Source organism: Corallococcus sp. CA041A, from assembly GCF_003612075.1.
Taxonomy (GTDB): domain Bacteria; phylum Myxococcota; class Myxococcia; order Myxococcales; family Myxococcaceae; genus Corallococcus; species Corallococcus exiguus.
Window position 1 is genome coordinate 1 of the sequence record NZ_RAWF01000035.1, and the last position, 15,283, is coordinate 15,283.

A 15,283-nucleotide genomic window follows, 5' to 3' on the forward strand; every position below is an offset into this window, starting at 1 on the left:
GCACCGCCGACCCGCCCGAGTCACCCCTCCAGCCCAGTCCCTGAACAGCTCACTCCTCGCGGCGCTCGCCGAGCACGGTCGGGGCCTGTCTTCAAGCGTCCCGGCACGTCACTGGCCGGACGGTTACGTTCGGGCCCGCGTGTTCCAGGATGGCGTCAATCGCGCCCAGCGCCTCCGGGAGCAGCTCTTCCCGGAGCAACACGAGGGCACGGCCCATGAGCGCGGTGGACACCAGGGCTCGCATCCTCGGGTCCGTGTCCTCGCAGTAGCGCACGTCGATTTCGTCGAACGCCTCCAGCGCTTCGTCCACGTGCCCCAACCCCTGGAGCGCGGTGGCCCGCCCCAACATCGCCACCGCGGTCTGCTCCACCAGGAACGGCTCGGTGTTGCCGTCGTACTCCTTCAGGAGCGCCTCGGACTGGCTCAGCGCTTCCTCGAAGCGCAGCCCCTGGTTGTGGGTGGCGACCACCACCGTTCGCGCCATCTCCACCGGGATGCGCAGGTCGGGCCGCTGCGCGAACGCCTTGAAGCGGCTCAGCATCCGCTCCAGCCAGTTGCGGCTCATGTCCTCCTGGTCCATCTCCAGGAGCACGCGGGCCGTAACCGTCCGGCCAACGACGTGCCGTGAGGGATTGCAGGGGCGGCGGCGCGCGGCGGACGCTGCTGGGCATGTCGAAGCAGGTGGAGAAGCCGGAGTGGGAGCGCGTCGCGGAAGCATTTGAAGCGAGCGGGCTGGCGCAACGGGAATTCGCGCAGCAGCGAGGCGTGAGGCTGAGCACGTTGCAGTCCTGGGTGTACCGGCGTCGGCGGGCCGCGACGGCGTGCGGTGAGCCGGTGCGACTGTTGCCGGTGCAGGTGGCGACGGCCCCCGTGTAAGACCTCGCCGTGCCCCGTCGTGACGGGCCCCTGCATCTCGTGAGACCTCCAGCGGCCACACGCCAGGAGGTGGTCCGTGGAGCTGGAAAAGGAGTTGGAGCAGTTTCGTCAGGAGGCGCAGCGGTTGAAGGCCGGACGGCGCAGCGGTTCGTTGCCGTTCCCCGAGGCGCTGCGCGCCTTCGCGGTGCGCTACGCCGAGCACACCGTGGCGGCGGGTGGGACGGTGACGGACGCGGCGAAGAAGCTGGGCGTGTCCGGACCGACGCTCTACGAGTGGCGCAAGGGCCGGCCTCGTCCGAAGCCCCTCGAGAAGAGCGCGGCCCTGGTGCCAGTGCGCGTCAGCGCGCGTCCCGCCGCAGCAGCGGGGGCGGGAGTGCAGCAGGTGGCGCTGGTGTCGCCGGGCGGCTGGCGCGTCGAAGGCCTGAGCGTGGAGAGCGCCGCGCGGCTTTTGGGGACGCTGGGGTGCTGATGCTGACGCGCGCGGTGCGCGTCTTCGCGTACGCGGCCCCGGTGGACATGCGCCGGGGCTTCGATGGCTTGAGCGCCCTCGTCGAGCAGCAGCTGGGACAGCAGTTGCTCAAGGGCGACGTCTTCCTCTTCGTCGGCCGGTGTCGGCGTCGGGCCAAGGTGCTGCACTTCGACGGCACGGGCCTGGTGCTCCTCACCAAGAGACTCTTCCGGGGACGCTTCGCCAGGCCCTGGTGCGAGGAGGGGGCGCAGGCAGTGGAGCTGACGGTGAGCGAGCTGTCGCTCTTCCTGGAGGGCTGCGAGCTGGCGGGGCGGTGGAGGCTGTCGCCTCCGGCCGTGGACGAGAAAGTCCTTGCGGTAGGCAGTGCTTTGTAGCACCCAGCGGGTAGTCATGACGCGCGTCGAGCAGCTGCGAGACTTGGAGACAGCGAAGCAGGTGGCCAGCCTGCTGGAGGCGGAGAATGCCCGGCTGCACCAGCGTCTCGAAGCCCTCGCCCTCGAGAATGCCCGGCTCAAGGGCGAGGACGCGCAGGCGCGGCTGCAGCTGGAACTCGAGGGGCTCAAGCAGCAGCTGGCCCTCCTGCAGAAGCGTCTGTTCGGCGCCTCCAGCGAGAAGCGTGGGGAGAAGCCCGCGAAGCCTCCGCGCACGAAGCCGCAGCGCGGCCATGGCCCCACGGCCCAGCCCGAACTGAAGGTGCAAGAAGTCCTGCTGCCGCTGGACGAGGCGGACCGAGTCTGCGGCCTGTGCGGCGGTGGCCTGCACGCGTGGGAAGGGCAGACGGAGGACTGCGAGGAAGTCACCGTCGTCGAGAGAAGCTTCGTGCTGCGCCGCATGCGCCGGCAGAAGTACCGCTGCCACCAGGGCTGCGCGCCAGTGACGGCCCCCGCGCCACCGCGTCTCATTCCGGGCGGCCGCTACTCGCTGGAGTTCGCCGTCTACGTGGCCCTCATGAAGTACGGCTTCCACCTGCCGCTGGCGCGCCAGCAGCGGCTGTACCTGCGCGAGGGCCTGGTGGTGGAGGCGCAGACGCTCTGGGACCAGCTCGACGCGCTGGCCGCCCACCTGCAGAAGTCCTACGAGACGCTGCTGGCGGAAGTCTTCACCTCGCCCCTCATCCACGCGGACGAGACGCATTGGCTGCTCTTGGACAAGGGCCCGGGTACCAAATGGTACGCCTGGACGGTGGCCTCGCCGGACACCGTCTTCCACCGCATCCTTCCCAGCCGCTCCGGTGCGACGGCCAAGGCGGTGCTGGGCGACTACGCGGGAGTCGTCCTGGTGGACGGGTACGCGGCGTACCAGACGGCGACGAAGTCCGGCCCGGACGGGCCCGCCCCCGCGACGCTGGCTTTCTGCTGGGCGCACGTGCGCCGCAAATTCTTCGAGGCCAGGCAGTTCGCGCCTGCTTGCGAAGAGGTGCTGGCGCTCATTGGCGAGGTGTATGCCATTGAGGCGGACCTGCCCGGCTGGTACGCCCTGACGGGAGAGGAGCGTCAGTCCGCGCTCGCGCAGCGGCTCGCCGTGCGCCAGCAGCACTCCGCGCCGGTGGTGGAGCGCATCCGCCAGTGGGCCCTGGCCCAGCGAGCCGCTCCCGGCAGCGCGTTCCGCAAGGCCCTGGAGTACATGCTGAAGCTGTGGGACGGGCTGTCCGTCTTCTTGAGCAACCCCGTGGTGCCCGTCGACAACAACCACGTGGAGCGGCAGATGCGCGACATGGTGATGGGTAGGAAGAATCACTACGGCAGCAAGTCAAAGCGAGGCACCGAAGTGGCCGCGCTCTTCTACTCGCTCATCGAAACGGCGCGCCTGCGCGGTGAGGACCCCGGCCACTACCTGCGGCGCGCTGCGCTCGCCGCCATTGAGAACCCGGGCACCGTCACGCTCCCGAAGAGTCAGGACTGACGACCGCTCCCGCCGGTCCTCCTGGTCGGGTCAGCACGGCGTCGGCACGGGGCACGGCGAACAGTTACGCCCCCGTGGCGTCCGAGTCCGTGCTGGAGGTGGTGGCGGCAAGCGGAGCGCGGGTGCGTTTCTCCGTCGGGACGGACGTGGCCTACGTGGCCCGGCTCGTCGCCGCGCTGGGGAAGTGAGGCCGCGATGTTTACCCTTCCCGCGTCGGTGCGCGTGGTGCTAGCCACGGAGCCAGTGGACATGCGCAATTATGCCGAGCGCGGCGTTATGCGGAGCTGAGCGCCGCGCAGGACGTCGGCCCGAGGAGCAGACCTGCGCGGCGGCTCCGCATAATCATGCCCCATTCCGCGAGGGCTTGAGCGAGGCGAGCAGCTTGTCCGGTGCGCGGAACCGCCCACGTCGAAGAGCTGGCGGCAGCACCGCGTCGATGGCCTCGAGCTTCGCAGTCGGGTCGGCGCGCACGTAGATCTCCGTCGTCTGCACGGAGGCGTGCCCGAGCCAGAGGGCGACCTTTCGGATATCGCGCGTGGCCTCAAGCGTGTGCATCGCGCAACTGTGGCGGAGAACGTGCGGGGACACGCGCTTCTTCGTGAGCGACGGCGTCGTCGTCGTGGCGGCGCTCACGTGCTTGGCCAGGATGTGTTCGAAGCCATCTCGGCTGAGCGGCCCACCCCGGGCGTTCAGGAACAGCTCCGGGCACGCGGCGCTCCCGCGCAGCGCGAGCCACGCGCGAAGCGCCTTCGTCGTGATCTTCCAGAGCGGCAACACCCGCTCTCGACGGCCCTTGCCGCGCACGTGGATGACGGGCTGCGGTTGAAGGGTGACGTCGTCGAGTCGCAGTCCGACCAACTCGGAAACACGAAGTCCGGCGGCGAAGGCGAGGAGCAGCATCGCGCGGTCACGCACGCCATCGCGCGTACGTGGGTCGGGCGCATCGAGCACCGCCTGCATCTCATCGCGGGTGAGATAGCCGACCAGCTTTTCATCGGTCTTCTTCGAGGGAATGGAGAGCAAGCCGTGGGCTTGCTGAACGCACGACGGCACGCGGAACTCGATGAAGCGGGCGAACGACTTGATGGCGGCGAGGCGCGCGTTGCGCGTGCGCGCGCCGTTGCCCCGCGTTGTCTCGAGATCTTCGAGGAAGGCCAGTACGAGAGGCACGTCGAACTGCTCGAGCGTCAGCGAAGACGGCCGGGTCCGAAGCCGCTTCGACGCGAAGGAGAGCAGGAGCTGGAAGGCGTAGGCGTAGGCATCGCAGGTGTGCGGGCTCGCGTGACGCTCTCGAGGCAGACGCTCGCGCAGGAACGCCGTCAGGTGTGGTGCGAGCGGTGTCATCGAGCACCTCGCCGCGCCAAGGATTCGCTCTGTGCCGCGACGTCGGCCAACAGTCGTGGCGTCGCCTGCAAGTACCAGTAGGTATCGAAGAGATGGGCGTGCCCGAGATACGTGCTGAGTGCCAGCATGTGACGGGCGACGGCCTCGCCGTTGGTCGCGCACTGCTCGAGCGAGCGGACCGCGAAGGTGTGGCGCATGTCGTGGATGCGCGGTCCTCGCTTGCCAGGACCAGGGTGGATGCCGATGCTGCGAACCAGTGTGAGGAAGGTCGAGATGACGGTCGGGTACCGCAACCCGGTGCCGCGCTCGGAGAGAAACACGGCGTCGTCGGTGCCAGAGAACCTGGTGCGAACCGCGAGGTACGAATCGAGGGCGCGACGAGTCGTCGGATGTAAGGGCACGAGTCGGCTCTTGCGGAACTTCGTCTGCCGAATGACGAGCCCCGCCGTCGTGACGTCGCCGAGTCGCAGCCCGATAGCCTCCGAGATGCGCAGCCCGGTGGCGGCGATGAGGCCGAGCATCGTGACGTACATCTTCGGGCGTAGAGAACTTCGGGGGCCGAGTGCGCCCGCGGCCTTGAGCAGCACGCGAATGTCCTTGGGCGTGTAGATGTACGGCGTGCGTCGCGGCGCCTGCTTGCCGAAGACGCCAGCCGGCGGAACCTCGTGACGCGGGTCCTCGGCGTGCATCAACCGCGCGAAGCGACGGACCACCTCGAGCCGGCCGTGGCGGGTGCCTGCCGACGGTCCTCTGCCAGCCCACTCGAGTGCAGTGATTGCGCGCACGACGTCTTCGCCCTTGGCCTCGGCGAAGCGGGCGTAGTCGCGCAGGAGGATGCTCTGCTTGCGAAAGAGGTAGCCCGTCGCGTGGTGTAGCGCGATGTGGCGCTCGACGATGCTGCTCAGCACGCAGCACCTCCGGGCCACGGCTGGGCCACCTGCTGAAGCATCGCGACGTCGACCTTCGCGTAGTACGCCGTCGTTTCGGGCGAGCGATGGCGCAGGACGGTCGCGATGGTGTCGAGCGAGCTGCCGGCGCGGAGCATCGCCGTCGCGGCAGAGTGTCGAAGGAGGTGCGCACCGCGGCTTGGCGGATTCTGAATCTCCGCCCGCTCCAGCGCGACGCGTACGATGTCGGAAACCGTGGCCGAGGTGGCGAAGGGGCGCGTCGGCGCGTAGACCGTGAGGAACAGGCGATCGCTGCTCGCCCTCGGTCGTCCGCGCTCAAGGTATGCGAGGACAGCGTCACCCACGTCTTGGGGCAGCGGCAGCCGAACCTCTCGCCGCCCCTTCCCGTGCACGCGAAGCGTACCGCCTCGCCAATCGATGTCGGTCACCGTCATCCCGACGATGTCGCCTGCGCGTAGGCCCAGCCGCGCGAGCAGAAGCAGGATGGCGTGGTCGCGCAGACCGTGGCCTGTCGTCAGGTCACAGCTCTGCACGACTCGCTCGACGTCGGGCGCCTCGAGATAGCGAGGCAGCGAAGAGAGCCGCCACTGGGGTACGGTCGGCACGCAATGCTGGATTCCTGAGTGCACACGGCCCTCGGCGACGAGGAACCTGAGAAACGCGCGAATGGACGTCACGGCGGAACGCGTCTCGTCGCGACCGACGTCGCCGAGCTGGTCGCTGACGAAGGCTCGGATGGCGGCCACGGTGTACGGGCCCGGGTCGTCACCGAGCGCGCCGAGGAACGGCTGCAGCGTGCGCTGGTAGCGCGCCGTGGTGCTGGGCGCGACTCCTCGATGGCGCACCATCCAGTCCGCGAACCGCTCCGAGATCGGCGCGTACTTCGGCGTGGTCGGCGTCGGCTTCGCTGCCGCGATCACCTCGGACGCGCGCAGGTGGGCCAACAGCAAGCGCACTCCTGCAAGGGCATCGCTGAAGATGCCCTTGTTACCCTTGATGCACTTGCAGCGCGGGAGATGCCGGCCGAAGCGCATCAGGGTGTCGTCGCCCCACGACTTGATGTCGATGCCGCTGCGATCGGCCCATCGTCCGACGTGGTCGGCGGCGCGGAGGTAGCCGCGAATCGTGAAGGGCGAGTAGCCCGCCTCGGAGAGTGCCGTCGAGAAGCCGTCGATGTACGGCCCGACGCAGGTGGCGCGCATCTGTGCGAGCCGCCACGGTGCTTCGAAGTAGTCGCTAATCATGAGGTCTCCTTTGCGCCCGCCGACGTAGCGGGCGGCAAAGGAGGCTCACGATTATGCGGAGCTGGCCAAGCCCCTCATGGCCTCGACACGCGAGGAAGAATCGACCGTGGTCTGCGCGGAGAGTCGCTCAGCTCCGCATAACGCCGGACTCGGCATAATTGCGCTTATGCGGTGCACCACATAAGCGCAAGTCCATCGACGGGCTGATGTCGCTGGTGCGCACGGCCTGGGGTGAGGACGTCTACTCGGGGCACCTCTTCGCCTTCGTCTCGCGCCGAGGCGACCGAATCAAGGTGCTGACGTGGAGCCGGGGCGGCTTCGTGCTGCTCTACAAACGACTGGAGACGGGAAGATTCCGCCTGCCCCGCGTGGAGGCGGAAGCGAAGTCGGTGGCGCTGGACTCGACGCAGTTGGCGATGCTGCTGGACGGCATCGACGTGGCCCAGGTGCAGAGGCAGCCCGCCTGGACGCCTCCCGGGCGCACGGGCAGCTGAGACGGACTGGGGCACCGGGACGGGCCGTTATTCAAGAGTGCCTCGCGTGCTGCCCCAGAACCACTTCTGCCCCTGGCGGGAAGAAGCCGAGGAACTCAAAGCCGAGGTGGGCCGCATCGGCGGAGAGCTGGACACCCTCAAAGGGCAGATGGCGGCGCTGCAACGCCACGTCTTCGGCCGCAAAGCCGAGCGGATGCCGTCCGTCGCCAGCGAGCTGCGCCAGGCCGCGGTGAGCCCCGCGTCGAAAGCAGCGCGGGACGAGGCGGCCCTGCGGACCCGGCGCGAGCGTGCGGCGCACAAGGCCGAGGAGGCCCCCAGCCGCGAAGTCCGGCATCCGGTACCACCCGAGGCCCGGCACTGTCCCGCGTGCGGAAGCGAGGACTTGAAGCCGCTGGGCGAGGGCCGAAGGACGGTGGTGTATGAGTACGTGCCCGCCTTCTTCGAGCGCCAGGTGCACGTGCAGGAAGTCCTCGCGTGCGTGTGCGGCCAGGGCGTGGTGACGGCCCCCGCGCCCGCCAGGGTGGTGGACAGGGGCGAGTACGGCCCGGGCTTCCTTGCGCACGTGGTGACGTCCAAGTGCGCCGATGCCATGCCCCTGCATCGGCTGGCGCAGCGGATTGAAAGAGGCGGCGTCCCCATGAGTCGCAGCACGCTGACGGACCTCTTCCACCAGGCCGCTTCGGTGCTCCTGCCGCTCTCGTCGCACCTCTTGCAAGTCATCGCGGCCTCCGACGTGGTGTGGGCTGACGAGACGCCCGTGCGCGTGCTGGACGTGAAGAAGACGCGCCAGGGCTACCTCTGGACCTTCCTCACCCAGACGCAGCAGGGCGAGTGGCTGCTGGGCTATCGCTTCAGCCTGGGCCGGGCGGGCAAAACGCCCAAGGACGTCCTGGGCGGCACGCGGGGTGCCCTCGTGGTGGACGCCTATACCGGCTACAACGCGGTGACGCTGCCCGAAGGACGCGTGCGCGTCGGCTGCTGGGCGCACGTCCGTCGCCGCTTCTTCGAGGCGCTTCCCACCGCGCCCGAGGCCCGCGAGGCCCTGGACTTCATTCTCGCCCTCTACCGGGTGGAAGCGCAGGCGCGCGACGCGGGCGTCGTGCGCACGGACGCGCACCGAGAGCTGCGCCAGCAGCAAAGTCTCCCCGTCCTCACGGCGCTGCGCGCGTGGCTCGAATCGCAGCTCCCTCGCCACCTGCCCAAGGGCCCCATGGGCCAGGCCCTTTCCTACGCGCTGAAGCAGTGGGACGCCCTCTCGCGCTTCGTCTCCGACGCGCGCCTGCCCTTGGACAACAACCGCTCCGAGGCGGCGCTGCGCAAAGCGGCCCTGGGCCGGAAGAACTTCCTCTTCGTCGGCCATGAGGCCGCGGGGCAGAACCTCGCGGGCCTCTACGCTCTCGTCGCCACCTGCGAGGCCAACGGCGTCAATCCCGAGACGTACCTCGCGGACGTGCTGCTGCGCGTCCAGACACACCCGCATGCGCGCATCGGCGAGCTGCTGCCGCACGAATGGAAGCGGCTTCGCGCCGCCGACTCCTCCTGACGCTCCCTCACCACGACACCTCACCCCATTGGGACTCGCGGCGCCCGCCGAGCACGGCCGAGGCTTGCCTTCAAGCTCGCCGACACGTCATTGGCCGGACGGTTACCGCGGGCCCGGTACAACATCCCCCACGCGACGCCCTCCCAGAGCTCCGGCTTGCGCGGGCTCCAGAAGCGGCGCTCCACCTCGTCGAAGTGGACCAGCGCCTCGTGGAACATCCCCTTCTCCGCGATGGCCGCGCCCCGGTGCCCCAATGCCCGCGCCACCTGGACTTGAAGCGCCGGCACCTTCGACAGCGTGAAGCGCCGGTACACCTCGTCGCAGAGCGGAATCGCCTCTTCCACCTCGCCCGCGCGGATGCACGCGCGCGCCCGGTCCATCTTCTCCTTCGCGTCCACCTCCGGCGGCACCACGCCGTCAGCGTCCGGCATCGGCACGCCCGTCATTCCCCGGCGCCAGCGGCGGCACGTCCCGGCCCTCGCCGAAGCCGAGCGCCCAGAAGCGCGGCCGCACCCCCTCCTTCAGCAGGAGCCGCAACAGCAGGTACTTCGCTTCGTCCTGGCCGTCCCACGCCATGGGGAAGGTGCCGTAGTGCATCGCCACGGACGTGCCCGAGCGCAGCACGTGGTGCGCCTTCAGCGCGTCCTCCGGCCCCATGTGCACCGGATGCAGGACGCGCGGACGGAACGCGCCGATGGGCAGCACCGACAGGCGCATGGGCCCGAAGCGCTCCGCGACGCGGTCGAAGTGCGGACCCAGCCCCGTGTCACCCGCGAAGAGCACCGGGCCTCCGGACGTCTCCAGCACGTAGCCCGCCCACAGCGTCTCCTCCTGGTCCGTCAGCCCCCGGTTCGAACGGTGCTGCGCGGGCACCGCCCACACCTTCAACGCATGGGGCCCGCTCTTCGCGGACTGCCACCAGTCCAGCTCCTCCACGTGCTGGAAGCCCTCGTCCACGAGCAGCTCGCGGTTGCCCAGGCCCACGAGGAAGAGCGGATGGTGCGCGGCCTCCAGGCGCCGCAGCGTGGGCAGGTCCATGTGGTCGTAGTGGTTGTGGCTCACCACCACGACGTCGATGGGCGGCAGGTCCTCGAAGCGGATGCCCGGCGGCCGCACGCGCTTGGGGCCCACGAAGGACACGGGGCTCGCCCGCTCCGAATAGATGGGGTCCGTCAGCACGTTCACCCCGTCCGCCTGGAGCAGCACCGTGGCGTGGTTGATGAACGTCACGCGCAGCGCTCCCGGGCCCACGCGCTCCGGCGGCTTCGGGCCGGCGGGCTCCTCCGCGTAGTCGCGCCAGGGGCCGCGCCGCTCCTCCATCACGGCGGATATCAGCGTGAGTGGGGACAGCTTTGGCGCGTCACCGATGTTCTGGAACGACTCGCCGTCGAAGTGGTCCGTCACCGGACCCCGGTGCACGGTGCCGGCGAAGCAGCCGGTGAACAGCGACAGGGCCAGCACCGGCCACAGCCGCGTCACTTGATGACGATGGTCCAGTCGCATTCGAAGGGGTCTCCGTCGAGGGTGGGCAGCGCGTAGCGCGAAGCCTGGATGCTTGTGAGCGCCTGCGCCAGCAGGTCCGGGGGCAACGTCGCTTCCCGCACCTCGCATTGCTGGGGCACGCCGCCCTGCACCAGCCGGCACGTCACTCGCACGTGGTGCTTGCGGCCTTCGCGCCAGTGCTCGAAGGCCTCCTGGAACACGGGGTCGTCCGGCGGGCCGCCGCGCACGCGCCGGGGCTCCTTCACGTGCTGGGACAGCCAGGAGCAGGCGTCCTTCACCTGTCCGTCACAGGCCTTGCCCATCAGGGACACCGCGCGCAGCCGCTCCGGGCCTTGCGCGTTCGTGGCCAGCAGCGTGAGCGCCTGGTCGAAGCACTGCTTCGCCGTGCGCACCGTGCAGTCTTCCGTGGAGACGGGAGGCGTGCCCGCGGCGAAGGCTCCCAGGGGCGCGGGGCGCATCAGGTCCTCCGTCACGCGCGCGGGGTCGCTTCGTCGCTGCCCGCATGCGGACAGCAGCACCAGCGAGAGGAGGAGGGAACGCCAGGTCATGGCGCCATCGTAGACGGCCCGCGCCCGGGAAGGGATGTCAGCGCGACTGGATGGTGGCTGGGGCTTCGTACAGCCACGAGTCCAGCGCAGCCAGCATCTTGGACCACCCCTTCTGGGTGCTGTCCTTCCACTTCTCGCCGTCCGGGCCCATCTCGTGGGTCAGGGTGAGCACACAGTCTTCTCCGTCAGGGACGATGTCCACCGTCACCCGGTCGTAAGCCTCCGAGTACTTCGGCACCGCGAAGGTGAACACCAGCCGGCGCGGCCGTTCGACCTCCAGGTACTCGCCCACATGCTCCACCGCTTCGCCGTCGCGCAGGTCCGACAAGCAGAACCGGCCGCCCACCCGCGCATTGATTTCCGCGCGCACCAGCGACCTCTCCGGCGCCGCGACAAAGAGCCAGCAGCTGGCCCTCACGGGATGAGTCCAGGCATCGAAGACGCGCTGGGCGGAGTCCTTGAAGCGGTGGGTGACGGTCAGCTTCACGGGGAGGGAGTCGCTCATCGGGTGCGTCCTTTCCATTGGGGAGGGCGGAGGCGCGCGGCTTCGAGTGCCCGGGCCAGCGTGCGAGTCCCTTCGCGGAGCGCGTCCGGGCGCACGCCGCCGAAGCCAAAGATGAGGCCGGACTCGCGGCGTCGGCCAAGGAAATAGTCGGACAGGGCCGCGACCTCCACGCCCAGACGCGCGGCCTCATCGCGCACGCGCAGGTCGGACAGTGGGGAGGCAAGGGATGCGCACACCTGCATGCCGGTGTCACAGGGACGAGGCGTGAGGACGCCCGAGCAGTCTGCGTGCAGGGCTTCGAGCAGGGCTTCGCCACGCTCCCGATAGGCCGCGCGCATGCGGCGCAGGTGACGGGCGAAGTGGCCCTCCACGAGGAACAGCGCGAGCGCGGCCTGCTCCAGCGTGGAGGCGGGCGCGGGCGCGGCGGCGCGAGCGGCGGAGAAGACGTCCACGAGCGAGGGCGGCACAACGAGGAAGCCCAGGCGCAGGCCGGGGAACATCGACTTGCTGAACGTGCCCACGTAGACCACGCAGCCGGCGTCATCGAGTCCCTGGAGCGCGGTGAAGGGACGGCCGCGGTGGCGGAACTCGCTGTCGTAATCGTCCTCGATGATCAGCGAGCGGGTGCGTTCGGCCCACTGGAGCAGCGCCATCCGCCGCGCCAGGCTCAGCGTGACGCCCAGCGGGTATTGGTGCGAAGGCGCCACCAACGCGACCCGGGCCCGAGGCGCGTGAGCCAGGCCCTCGCCCACGTCGAGTCCGTCCCCATCCACGGGGATGGGCACCGGCCGACCTCCAGCGGAGAGCACGGCGCGACGGGCGCCGGGATAGCCAGGGTTCTCCACCCAGACGGAGTCACCCGGATTCAGCGCGAGCCGGAGGACCTCATCGAAGGCCTGCTGGGTGCCCGCCGTGATGAAGACCTGCTCCGAGGAGCAGCGCACGCCCCGCGACACGGACACATGGATGGCGACGGCTTCGCGCAGTGGCGCATGGCCCGAAGGGTCACCCCCGTCGAGCAACCCCGTGCTCGCGCGAGCATGGACGCGGGACACCGTGCGGGCCCAGAGCGCGGTGGGGAACAGGTCCAGCGCGGGCACACCCGGCCGGAACGCGCGAGGCGCGGCCCCGAGACGCGGAGCACCGACCGGAGAGGCCTTCAACGCCCGTGTGGAGGCAGCAAGCCGAGGCCCCTTCCCAGAGCTTGAAGCACGTGCGGCAGCAGCGAGCCCGGGTTCACGGCTCCGGTCTCCGGAGAGGATGGGCAGCTCGGGCGCGACGCGTGTGCAGGAGCCCGCCTGGGCTACGAGGTAGCCCTCCGCTGTGAGCGCGTCCATCGCCTGGAGGACGGTGCTGCGGGCCACATCCAGCTCGGTGGCGAGCTGACGGGAGGAGGGAAGCCGCAGCCCGGGTGCCAGCGCCCCCGCGAGGATGCGCGCACGGATGCCCTCGAAGAGCTGCTCATGGAGCGGCGCATGACTCCGCGAATCGAGCCGCAGGAGGAGCGATGACGCGACGCCGGTGGAGGTCTTCAACTGGTATGGCCGATTCTGACGGAAGTGGTCTTCATGACCCTACCAGTTCCCTGGCAAGAAGCCCCCATGCCGTCCCTGCCACCCTGCTGCTCGGTCCTCGAACTGCGCCAGTACACGCTGCATCCCGGTCAGCGGGACGTCCTCATCTCGCTCTTCGAACGGGCCTTCATCGAGTCGCAGGAAGCCACCGGCATGCACCTCGTCGGTCAGTTCCGCGACGAGGACCGTCCGGACCGGTTCGTGTGGCTGCGAGGCTTCCGCGACATGGCCTCACGGCGCGAAGCCCTGGGCGCGTTCTACGGCGGCCCGGTGTGGAAGGAGCACCGCAACGCCGCGAACGTGACCATGCAGGACTCCGACAACGTCCTGCTCCTGCGGCCGGTGCGACCGGACACGGGCCTCGTGCATCCAGGCACGCCCCGACCGCCACCGGGCGCGGACGCACGTCCGGACTCCCGGGTGGAGGTGACGCTCTGCTACTTGAAGGCTCCCGCCGATGAAGCATTCCTGACCTGCTTCGAACAGCACGTGCGCCCGGTGCTCACGGAGCTGGGCGCCACGCCGAAAGCCCTGTTCCAGACCGAGCCCGCGGAGAACACCTTCCCTGCCCTGCCCGTGCGCACGGGCGAGCACGTCTTCGCCTGGCTCACCGTGTTCCCGGATGCGCGCCGCCGATCCGCGGCGAAGGGCTGGGCGGAGCCACTCCAACCGTGGCTGAGCGCGCCGCTCGAACACCTGACGTTATCCCCCACCGCGCGCTCCGAGCTGCGCTGAAAGGATCCGCTCCATGAAGCCTCTTCCCCCCTTGCCCACGGGCGACGTGCACGACTTCGACTTCCTCATGGGCGAATGGACGTGCGTGAACCGGAAGCTCAAGCAACGGCTGACAGGCAGTGACGACTGGGACGAGTTCACGTCCAGGATGCGCTGCCAACCCCACCTGGGCGGCCTGTCCAACGTCGAGGAGACCGTCTTCGAGCGGGGCTTCTCCGGCATGGCCCTGCGCCTGTTCGACGCTCGGGAGCGCCGCTGGTCCATCCACTGGATCGACAGTCGCCACGCGGTGCTCCAGCCACCCGTGCACGGAGGCTTCACCGGCGACCACGGCCGCTTCTACGGCGAGGACACCGAAGGAGGCCGAACGGTCCAGGTCGTGTTCCACTGGACCCGCCTGGGCAACGACCGGGCGCGCTGGGAACAGGCCTTCTCCTTCGACGGAGAGACCTGGGAGACCAACTGGGTGATGGAGTTCACCCGGACGACGGCCACCGGCTGAACACCACCGTGGCTGGACTTCCCACCAGGACGTCCGCTTGGATGCGCGTGCGTTCCATCCTGTCCCGGGGGTTTCCGTCTCATGCGCCGACTGCTCGCCGCTGTTCCGCTGTTCGCCCTGGTCGGCTGCTCCTACGTGGGAATTGGTCCGACGCCCACAAGGAGCCGGCTCTCGACCCAGCCCACTGGATCCGGCCCGGTGGTCATCCGGGTGGGCAAGACGGAACCCGAGCCCCTCAAGACGCCGGAGACCGGGGAGTCCACTCCGTCGAAGGAAGCCTCCACCGCCGAGGACTCCGACTCACCCGGCGCGACGCAGTAGCGGCTCGCGGGATTGTGAACGGACCGACGCGGAATCGGTTCGACAGTCCGTGGCGCCTCGGGAACCATCCGCGCTCCGCCGCCCGCCACCTGAAGGAGGGCCGTGCTCCGGAGCCACCCGATGAAGCCCCATGTCATCTGCCACATGATCTCGTCCATCGACGGGCGCATCGTCGTCAAGCACTGGCCCGACCCGGCGTCGATGCGCGGTGAATACGAGCGCACCGCTGACACCTTCGACGCCGATGCCTGGATGTGCGGCCGCATCACCATGGAGGACTTCGCCGCGGAAGGGGACGTGTCCAAGCCCGCTCCGGCATCTCCCCTGCCCCGCACGGACTTCGTCGCTCGCAAGGACGCGGAGTCCCACGCCATCGCCCTGGATGCCCACGGCAAGCTGAACTGGGAGTCCGGCGCCATCGACGATGATCACCTCGTCGTCGTGCTCACGGAGTCCGTCTCCGACGCGCACCTCGCCCACCTGCGCGAGCGCGGTGTCTCCTATGTCTTCGGCGGCAAGCAGGACATCGACTTCGCCCGCGTGCTGGAGAAGCTCGGCGACACCTTCGGCATCAAGACCGTGCTGCTGGAGGGCGGCGGTGGCATCAACGGGTCCTTCCTCGCCGCGGGCCTCATCGACGAGGTGAGCCTCCTCGTGCACCCCACCGCTGACGGCCTGCCCGGCACTCCGACCCTCTTCGACCGGCCCCAGGGTTCCACCGGCGCGGGCGCCGCGCTGGAGCTCACCCACGTGGAGCGCCGCGACTCCGGCATCGTGTGGCTCCGGTACCGCGTGCGGCGCTGAGCCTTCCCTGT

General features: G+C 69.5%; 19 protein-coding genes. 10 read left to right on the forward strand and 9 right to left on the reverse strand.

The features are described from left to right. Positions 1 to 91: 91 nt before the first annotated feature. On the reverse strand, positions 92 to 565 hold the full coding sequence (locus tag D7V77_RS08990) for a tol-pal system YbgF family protein (protein ID WP_147452020.1): 474 nt from the start codon (positions 563 to 565) through the stop codon (positions 92 to 94). Positions 566 to 624: 59 nt separating this feature from the next. Here D7V77_RS08990 and D7V77_RS08995 point away from each other — a divergent pair, with 59 nt between their 5' ends. The 4 genes from D7V77_RS08995 (at position 625) to D7V77_RS09010 (ending at position 3,247) form a co-directional block, all read left to right on the forward strand. Beyond that, a complete protein-coding gene (locus tag D7V77_RS08995; protein ID WP_233596769.1) occupies positions 625 to 876 on the forward strand; it encodes a hypothetical protein in 252 nt (83 codons plus the stop codon). Between the two features lie 76 nt (positions 877 to 952). Next, positions 953 to 1,345, forward strand: a complete 393-nt coding sequence (locus tag D7V77_RS09000) for a transposase (protein WP_120575862.1) — start codon at positions 953 to 955, stop codon at positions 1,343 to 1,345. Further along, a complete protein-coding gene (gene tnpB, locus D7V77_RS09005) occupies positions 1,345 to 1,719 on the forward strand; it encodes an IS66 family insertion sequence element accessory protein TnpB (protein WP_233596774.1) in 375 nt (124 codons plus the stop codon). The genes D7V77_RS09000 and tnpB (D7V77_RS09005) overlap by 1 nt, the downstream gene beginning before the upstream one ends. Before the next feature lie 16 nt (positions 1,720 to 1,735). Then, positions 1,736 to 3,247 (forward strand): IS66 family transposase, encoded by a 1,512-nt coding sequence (locus tag D7V77_RS09010; RefSeq protein ID WP_120575864.1) that lies wholly within the window; start codon positions 1,736 to 1,738, stop codon positions 3,245 to 3,247. A 342-nt stretch (positions 3,248 to 3,589) separates the two neighbouring features. Here D7V77_RS09010 and D7V77_RS09015 read toward each other — a convergent pair whose 3' ends face one another. From D7V77_RS09015 to D7V77_RS09025, 3 genes are read right to left on the reverse strand one after another with little or no spacing between them, the layout of a single operon-like run. Continuing rightward, a complete protein-coding gene (locus tag D7V77_RS09015) occupies positions 3,590 to 4,591 on the reverse strand; it encodes a tyrosine-type recombinase/integrase (RefSeq protein WP_120575865.1) in 1,002 nt (333 codons plus the stop codon). Beyond that, positions 4,588 to 5,499: a tyrosine-type recombinase/integrase gene (locus D7V77_RS09020; protein ID WP_120575866.1), complete on the reverse strand. Its 912-nt coding sequence runs from the start codon at positions 5,497 to 5,499 to the stop codon at positions 4,588 to 4,590. Before D7V77_RS09020 ends, D7V77_RS09015 begins: the two co-directional genes overlap by 4 nt. Next, positions 5,493 to 6,743: a tyrosine-type recombinase/integrase gene (locus D7V77_RS09025; RefSeq protein ID WP_120575867.1), complete on the reverse strand. Its 1,251-nt coding sequence runs from the start codon at positions 6,741 to 6,743 to the stop codon at positions 5,493 to 5,495. The genes D7V77_RS09020 and D7V77_RS09025 overlap by 7 nt, the downstream gene beginning before the upstream one ends. Before the next feature lie 158 nt (positions 6,744 to 6,901). Here D7V77_RS09025 and tnpB (D7V77_RS09030) point away from each other — a divergent pair, with 158 nt between their 5' ends. Beyond that, the gene (gene tnpB, locus D7V77_RS09030) at positions 6,902 to 7,237 is read left to right on the forward strand and encodes an IS66 family insertion sequence element accessory protein TnpB (RefSeq protein WP_255424563.1); all 336 of its coding nucleotides are present in this window, start codon (positions 6,902 to 6,904) and stop codon (positions 7,235 to 7,237) included. A 46-nt stretch (positions 7,238 to 7,283) separates the two neighbouring features. Next, a complete protein-coding gene (locus tag D7V77_RS09035) occupies positions 7,284 to 8,780 on the forward strand; it encodes an IS66 family transposase (RefSeq protein ID WP_120575869.1) in 1,497 nt (498 codons plus the stop codon). 20 nt (positions 8,781 to 8,800) lie between these two features. Here the strand turns inward: D7V77_RS09035 and D7V77_RS09040 are convergent, their stop codons facing one another. The 5 genes from D7V77_RS09040 to D7V77_RS09060 are packed head-to-tail and all read right to left on the reverse strand — an operon-like array spanning position 8,801 to position 12,871. Continuing rightward, positions 8,801 to 9,211: a hypothetical protein gene (locus tag D7V77_RS09040; RefSeq protein ID WP_120575870.1), complete on the reverse strand. Its 411-nt coding sequence runs from the start codon at positions 9,209 to 9,211 to the stop codon at positions 8,801 to 8,803. Then, a complete protein-coding gene (locus D7V77_RS09045; protein ID WP_120575871.1) occupies positions 9,198 to 10,283 on the reverse strand; it encodes an MBL fold metallo-hydrolase in 1,086 nt (361 codons plus the stop codon). The genes D7V77_RS09040 and D7V77_RS09045 overlap by 14 nt, the downstream gene beginning before the upstream one ends. Next, positions 10,256 to 10,831: a hypothetical protein gene (locus tag D7V77_RS09050; RefSeq protein ID WP_120575872.1), complete on the reverse strand. Its 576-nt coding sequence runs from the start codon at positions 10,829 to 10,831 to the stop codon at positions 10,256 to 10,258. The genes D7V77_RS09045 and D7V77_RS09050 overlap by 28 nt, the downstream gene beginning before the upstream one ends. A gap of 37 nt (positions 10,832 to 10,868) precedes the next feature. After that, positions 10,869 to 11,336 (reverse strand): SRPBCC domain-containing protein, encoded by a 468-nt coding sequence (locus tag D7V77_RS09055; protein ID WP_120575873.1) that lies wholly within the window; start codon positions 11,334 to 11,336, stop codon positions 10,869 to 10,871. Continuing rightward, positions 11,333 to 12,871, reverse strand: coding sequence for a PLP-dependent aminotransferase family protein (locus tag D7V77_RS09060; RefSeq protein WP_120575874.1), 1,539 nt, complete (start codon positions 12,869 to 12,871; stop codon positions 11,333 to 11,335). The genes D7V77_RS09055 and D7V77_RS09060 overlap by 4 nt, the downstream gene beginning before the upstream one ends. A 66-nt stretch (positions 12,872 to 12,937) precedes the next feature. Between D7V77_RS09060 and D7V77_RS09065 the strand changes: the two genes are divergently transcribed. From D7V77_RS09065 to D7V77_RS09075, 4 genes are all read left to right on the forward strand, one after another. Continuing rightward, on the forward strand, positions 12,938 to 13,645 hold the full coding sequence (locus D7V77_RS09065) for an NIPSNAP family protein (protein WP_120575875.1): 708 nt from the start codon (positions 12,938 to 12,940) through the stop codon (positions 13,643 to 13,645). 13 nt (positions 13,646 to 13,658) lie between these two features. Continuing rightward, positions 13,659 to 14,147, forward strand: coding sequence for a hypothetical protein (locus D7V77_RS09070; protein WP_120575876.1), 489 nt, complete (start codon positions 13,659 to 13,661; stop codon positions 14,145 to 14,147). An 81-nt stretch (positions 14,148 to 14,228) separates the two neighbouring features. Beyond that, on the forward strand, positions 14,229 to 14,468 hold the full coding sequence (locus tag D7V77_RS43225; protein ID WP_147452022.1) for a hypothetical protein: 240 nt from the start codon (positions 14,229 to 14,231) through the stop codon (positions 14,466 to 14,468). A gap of 120 nt (positions 14,469 to 14,588) precedes the next feature. Then, positions 14,589 to 15,272 carry a RibD family protein gene (locus D7V77_RS09075; RefSeq protein ID WP_120575877.1) on the forward strand — a complete coding sequence of 228 codons (684 nt, stop codon included), beginning with the start codon at positions 14,589 to 14,591 and terminating at the stop codon, positions 15,270 to 15,272. Positions 15,273 to 15,283 lie beyond the last annotated feature (11 nt).

What these genes read in the sequence shown, in the direction of transcription:
- D7V77_RS08990 (WP_147452020.1), bottom strand. Translation starts at nt 565, where the DNA reads ATGAGCCGCAACTGGCTGGAGCGGATGCTGAGCCGCTTCAAGGCGTTC.
- tnpB (WP_233596774.1), top strand. Translation starts at nt 1,345, where the DNA reads ATGCTGACGCGCGCGGTGCGCGTCTTCGCGTACGCGGCCCCGGTGGAC.
- D7V77_RS09010 (WP_120575864.1), top strand. Translation starts at nt 1,736, where the DNA reads ATGACGCGCGTCGAGCAGCTGCGAGACTTGGAGACAGCGAAGCAGGTG.
- D7V77_RS09015 (WP_120575865.1), bottom strand. Translation starts at nt 4,591, where the DNA reads ATGACACCGCTCGCACCACACCTGACGGCGTTCCTGCGCGAGCGTCTG.
- D7V77_RS09025 (WP_120575867.1), bottom strand. Translation starts at nt 6,743, where the DNA reads ATGATTAGCGACTACTTCGAAGCACCGTGGCGGCTCGCACAGATGCGC.
- D7V77_RS09040 (WP_120575870.1), bottom strand. Translation starts at nt 9,211, where the DNA reads ATGCCGGACGCTGACGGCGTGGTGCCGCCGGAGGTGGACGCGAAGGAG.
- D7V77_RS09045 (WP_120575871.1), bottom strand. Translation starts at nt 10,283, where the DNA reads ATGCGACTGGACCATCGTCATCAAGTGACGCGGCTGTGGCCGGTGCTG.
- D7V77_RS09050 (WP_120575872.1), bottom strand. Translation starts at nt 10,831, where the DNA reads ATGACCTGGCGTTCCCTCCTCCTCTCGCTGGTGCTGCTGTCCGCATGC.
- D7V77_RS09055 (WP_120575873.1), bottom strand. Translation starts at nt 11,336, where the DNA reads ATGAGCGACTCCCTCCCCGTGAAGCTGACCGTCACCCACCGCTTCAAG.
- D7V77_RS09065 (WP_120575875.1), top strand. Translation starts at nt 12,938, where the DNA reads ATGCCGTCCCTGCCACCCTGCTGCTCGGTCCTCGAACTGCGCCAGTAC.
- D7V77_RS09070 (WP_120575876.1), top strand. Translation starts at nt 13,659, where the DNA reads ATGAAGCCTCTTCCCCCCTTGCCCACGGGCGACGTGCACGACTTCGAC.
- D7V77_RS43225 (WP_147452022.1), top strand. Translation starts at nt 14,229, where the DNA reads ATGCGCCGACTGCTCGCCGCTGTTCCGCTGTTCGCCCTGGTCGGCTGC.
- D7V77_RS09075 (WP_120575877.1), top strand. Translation starts at nt 14,589, where the DNA reads ATGAAGCCCCATGTCATCTGCCACATGATCTCGTCCATCGACGGGCGC.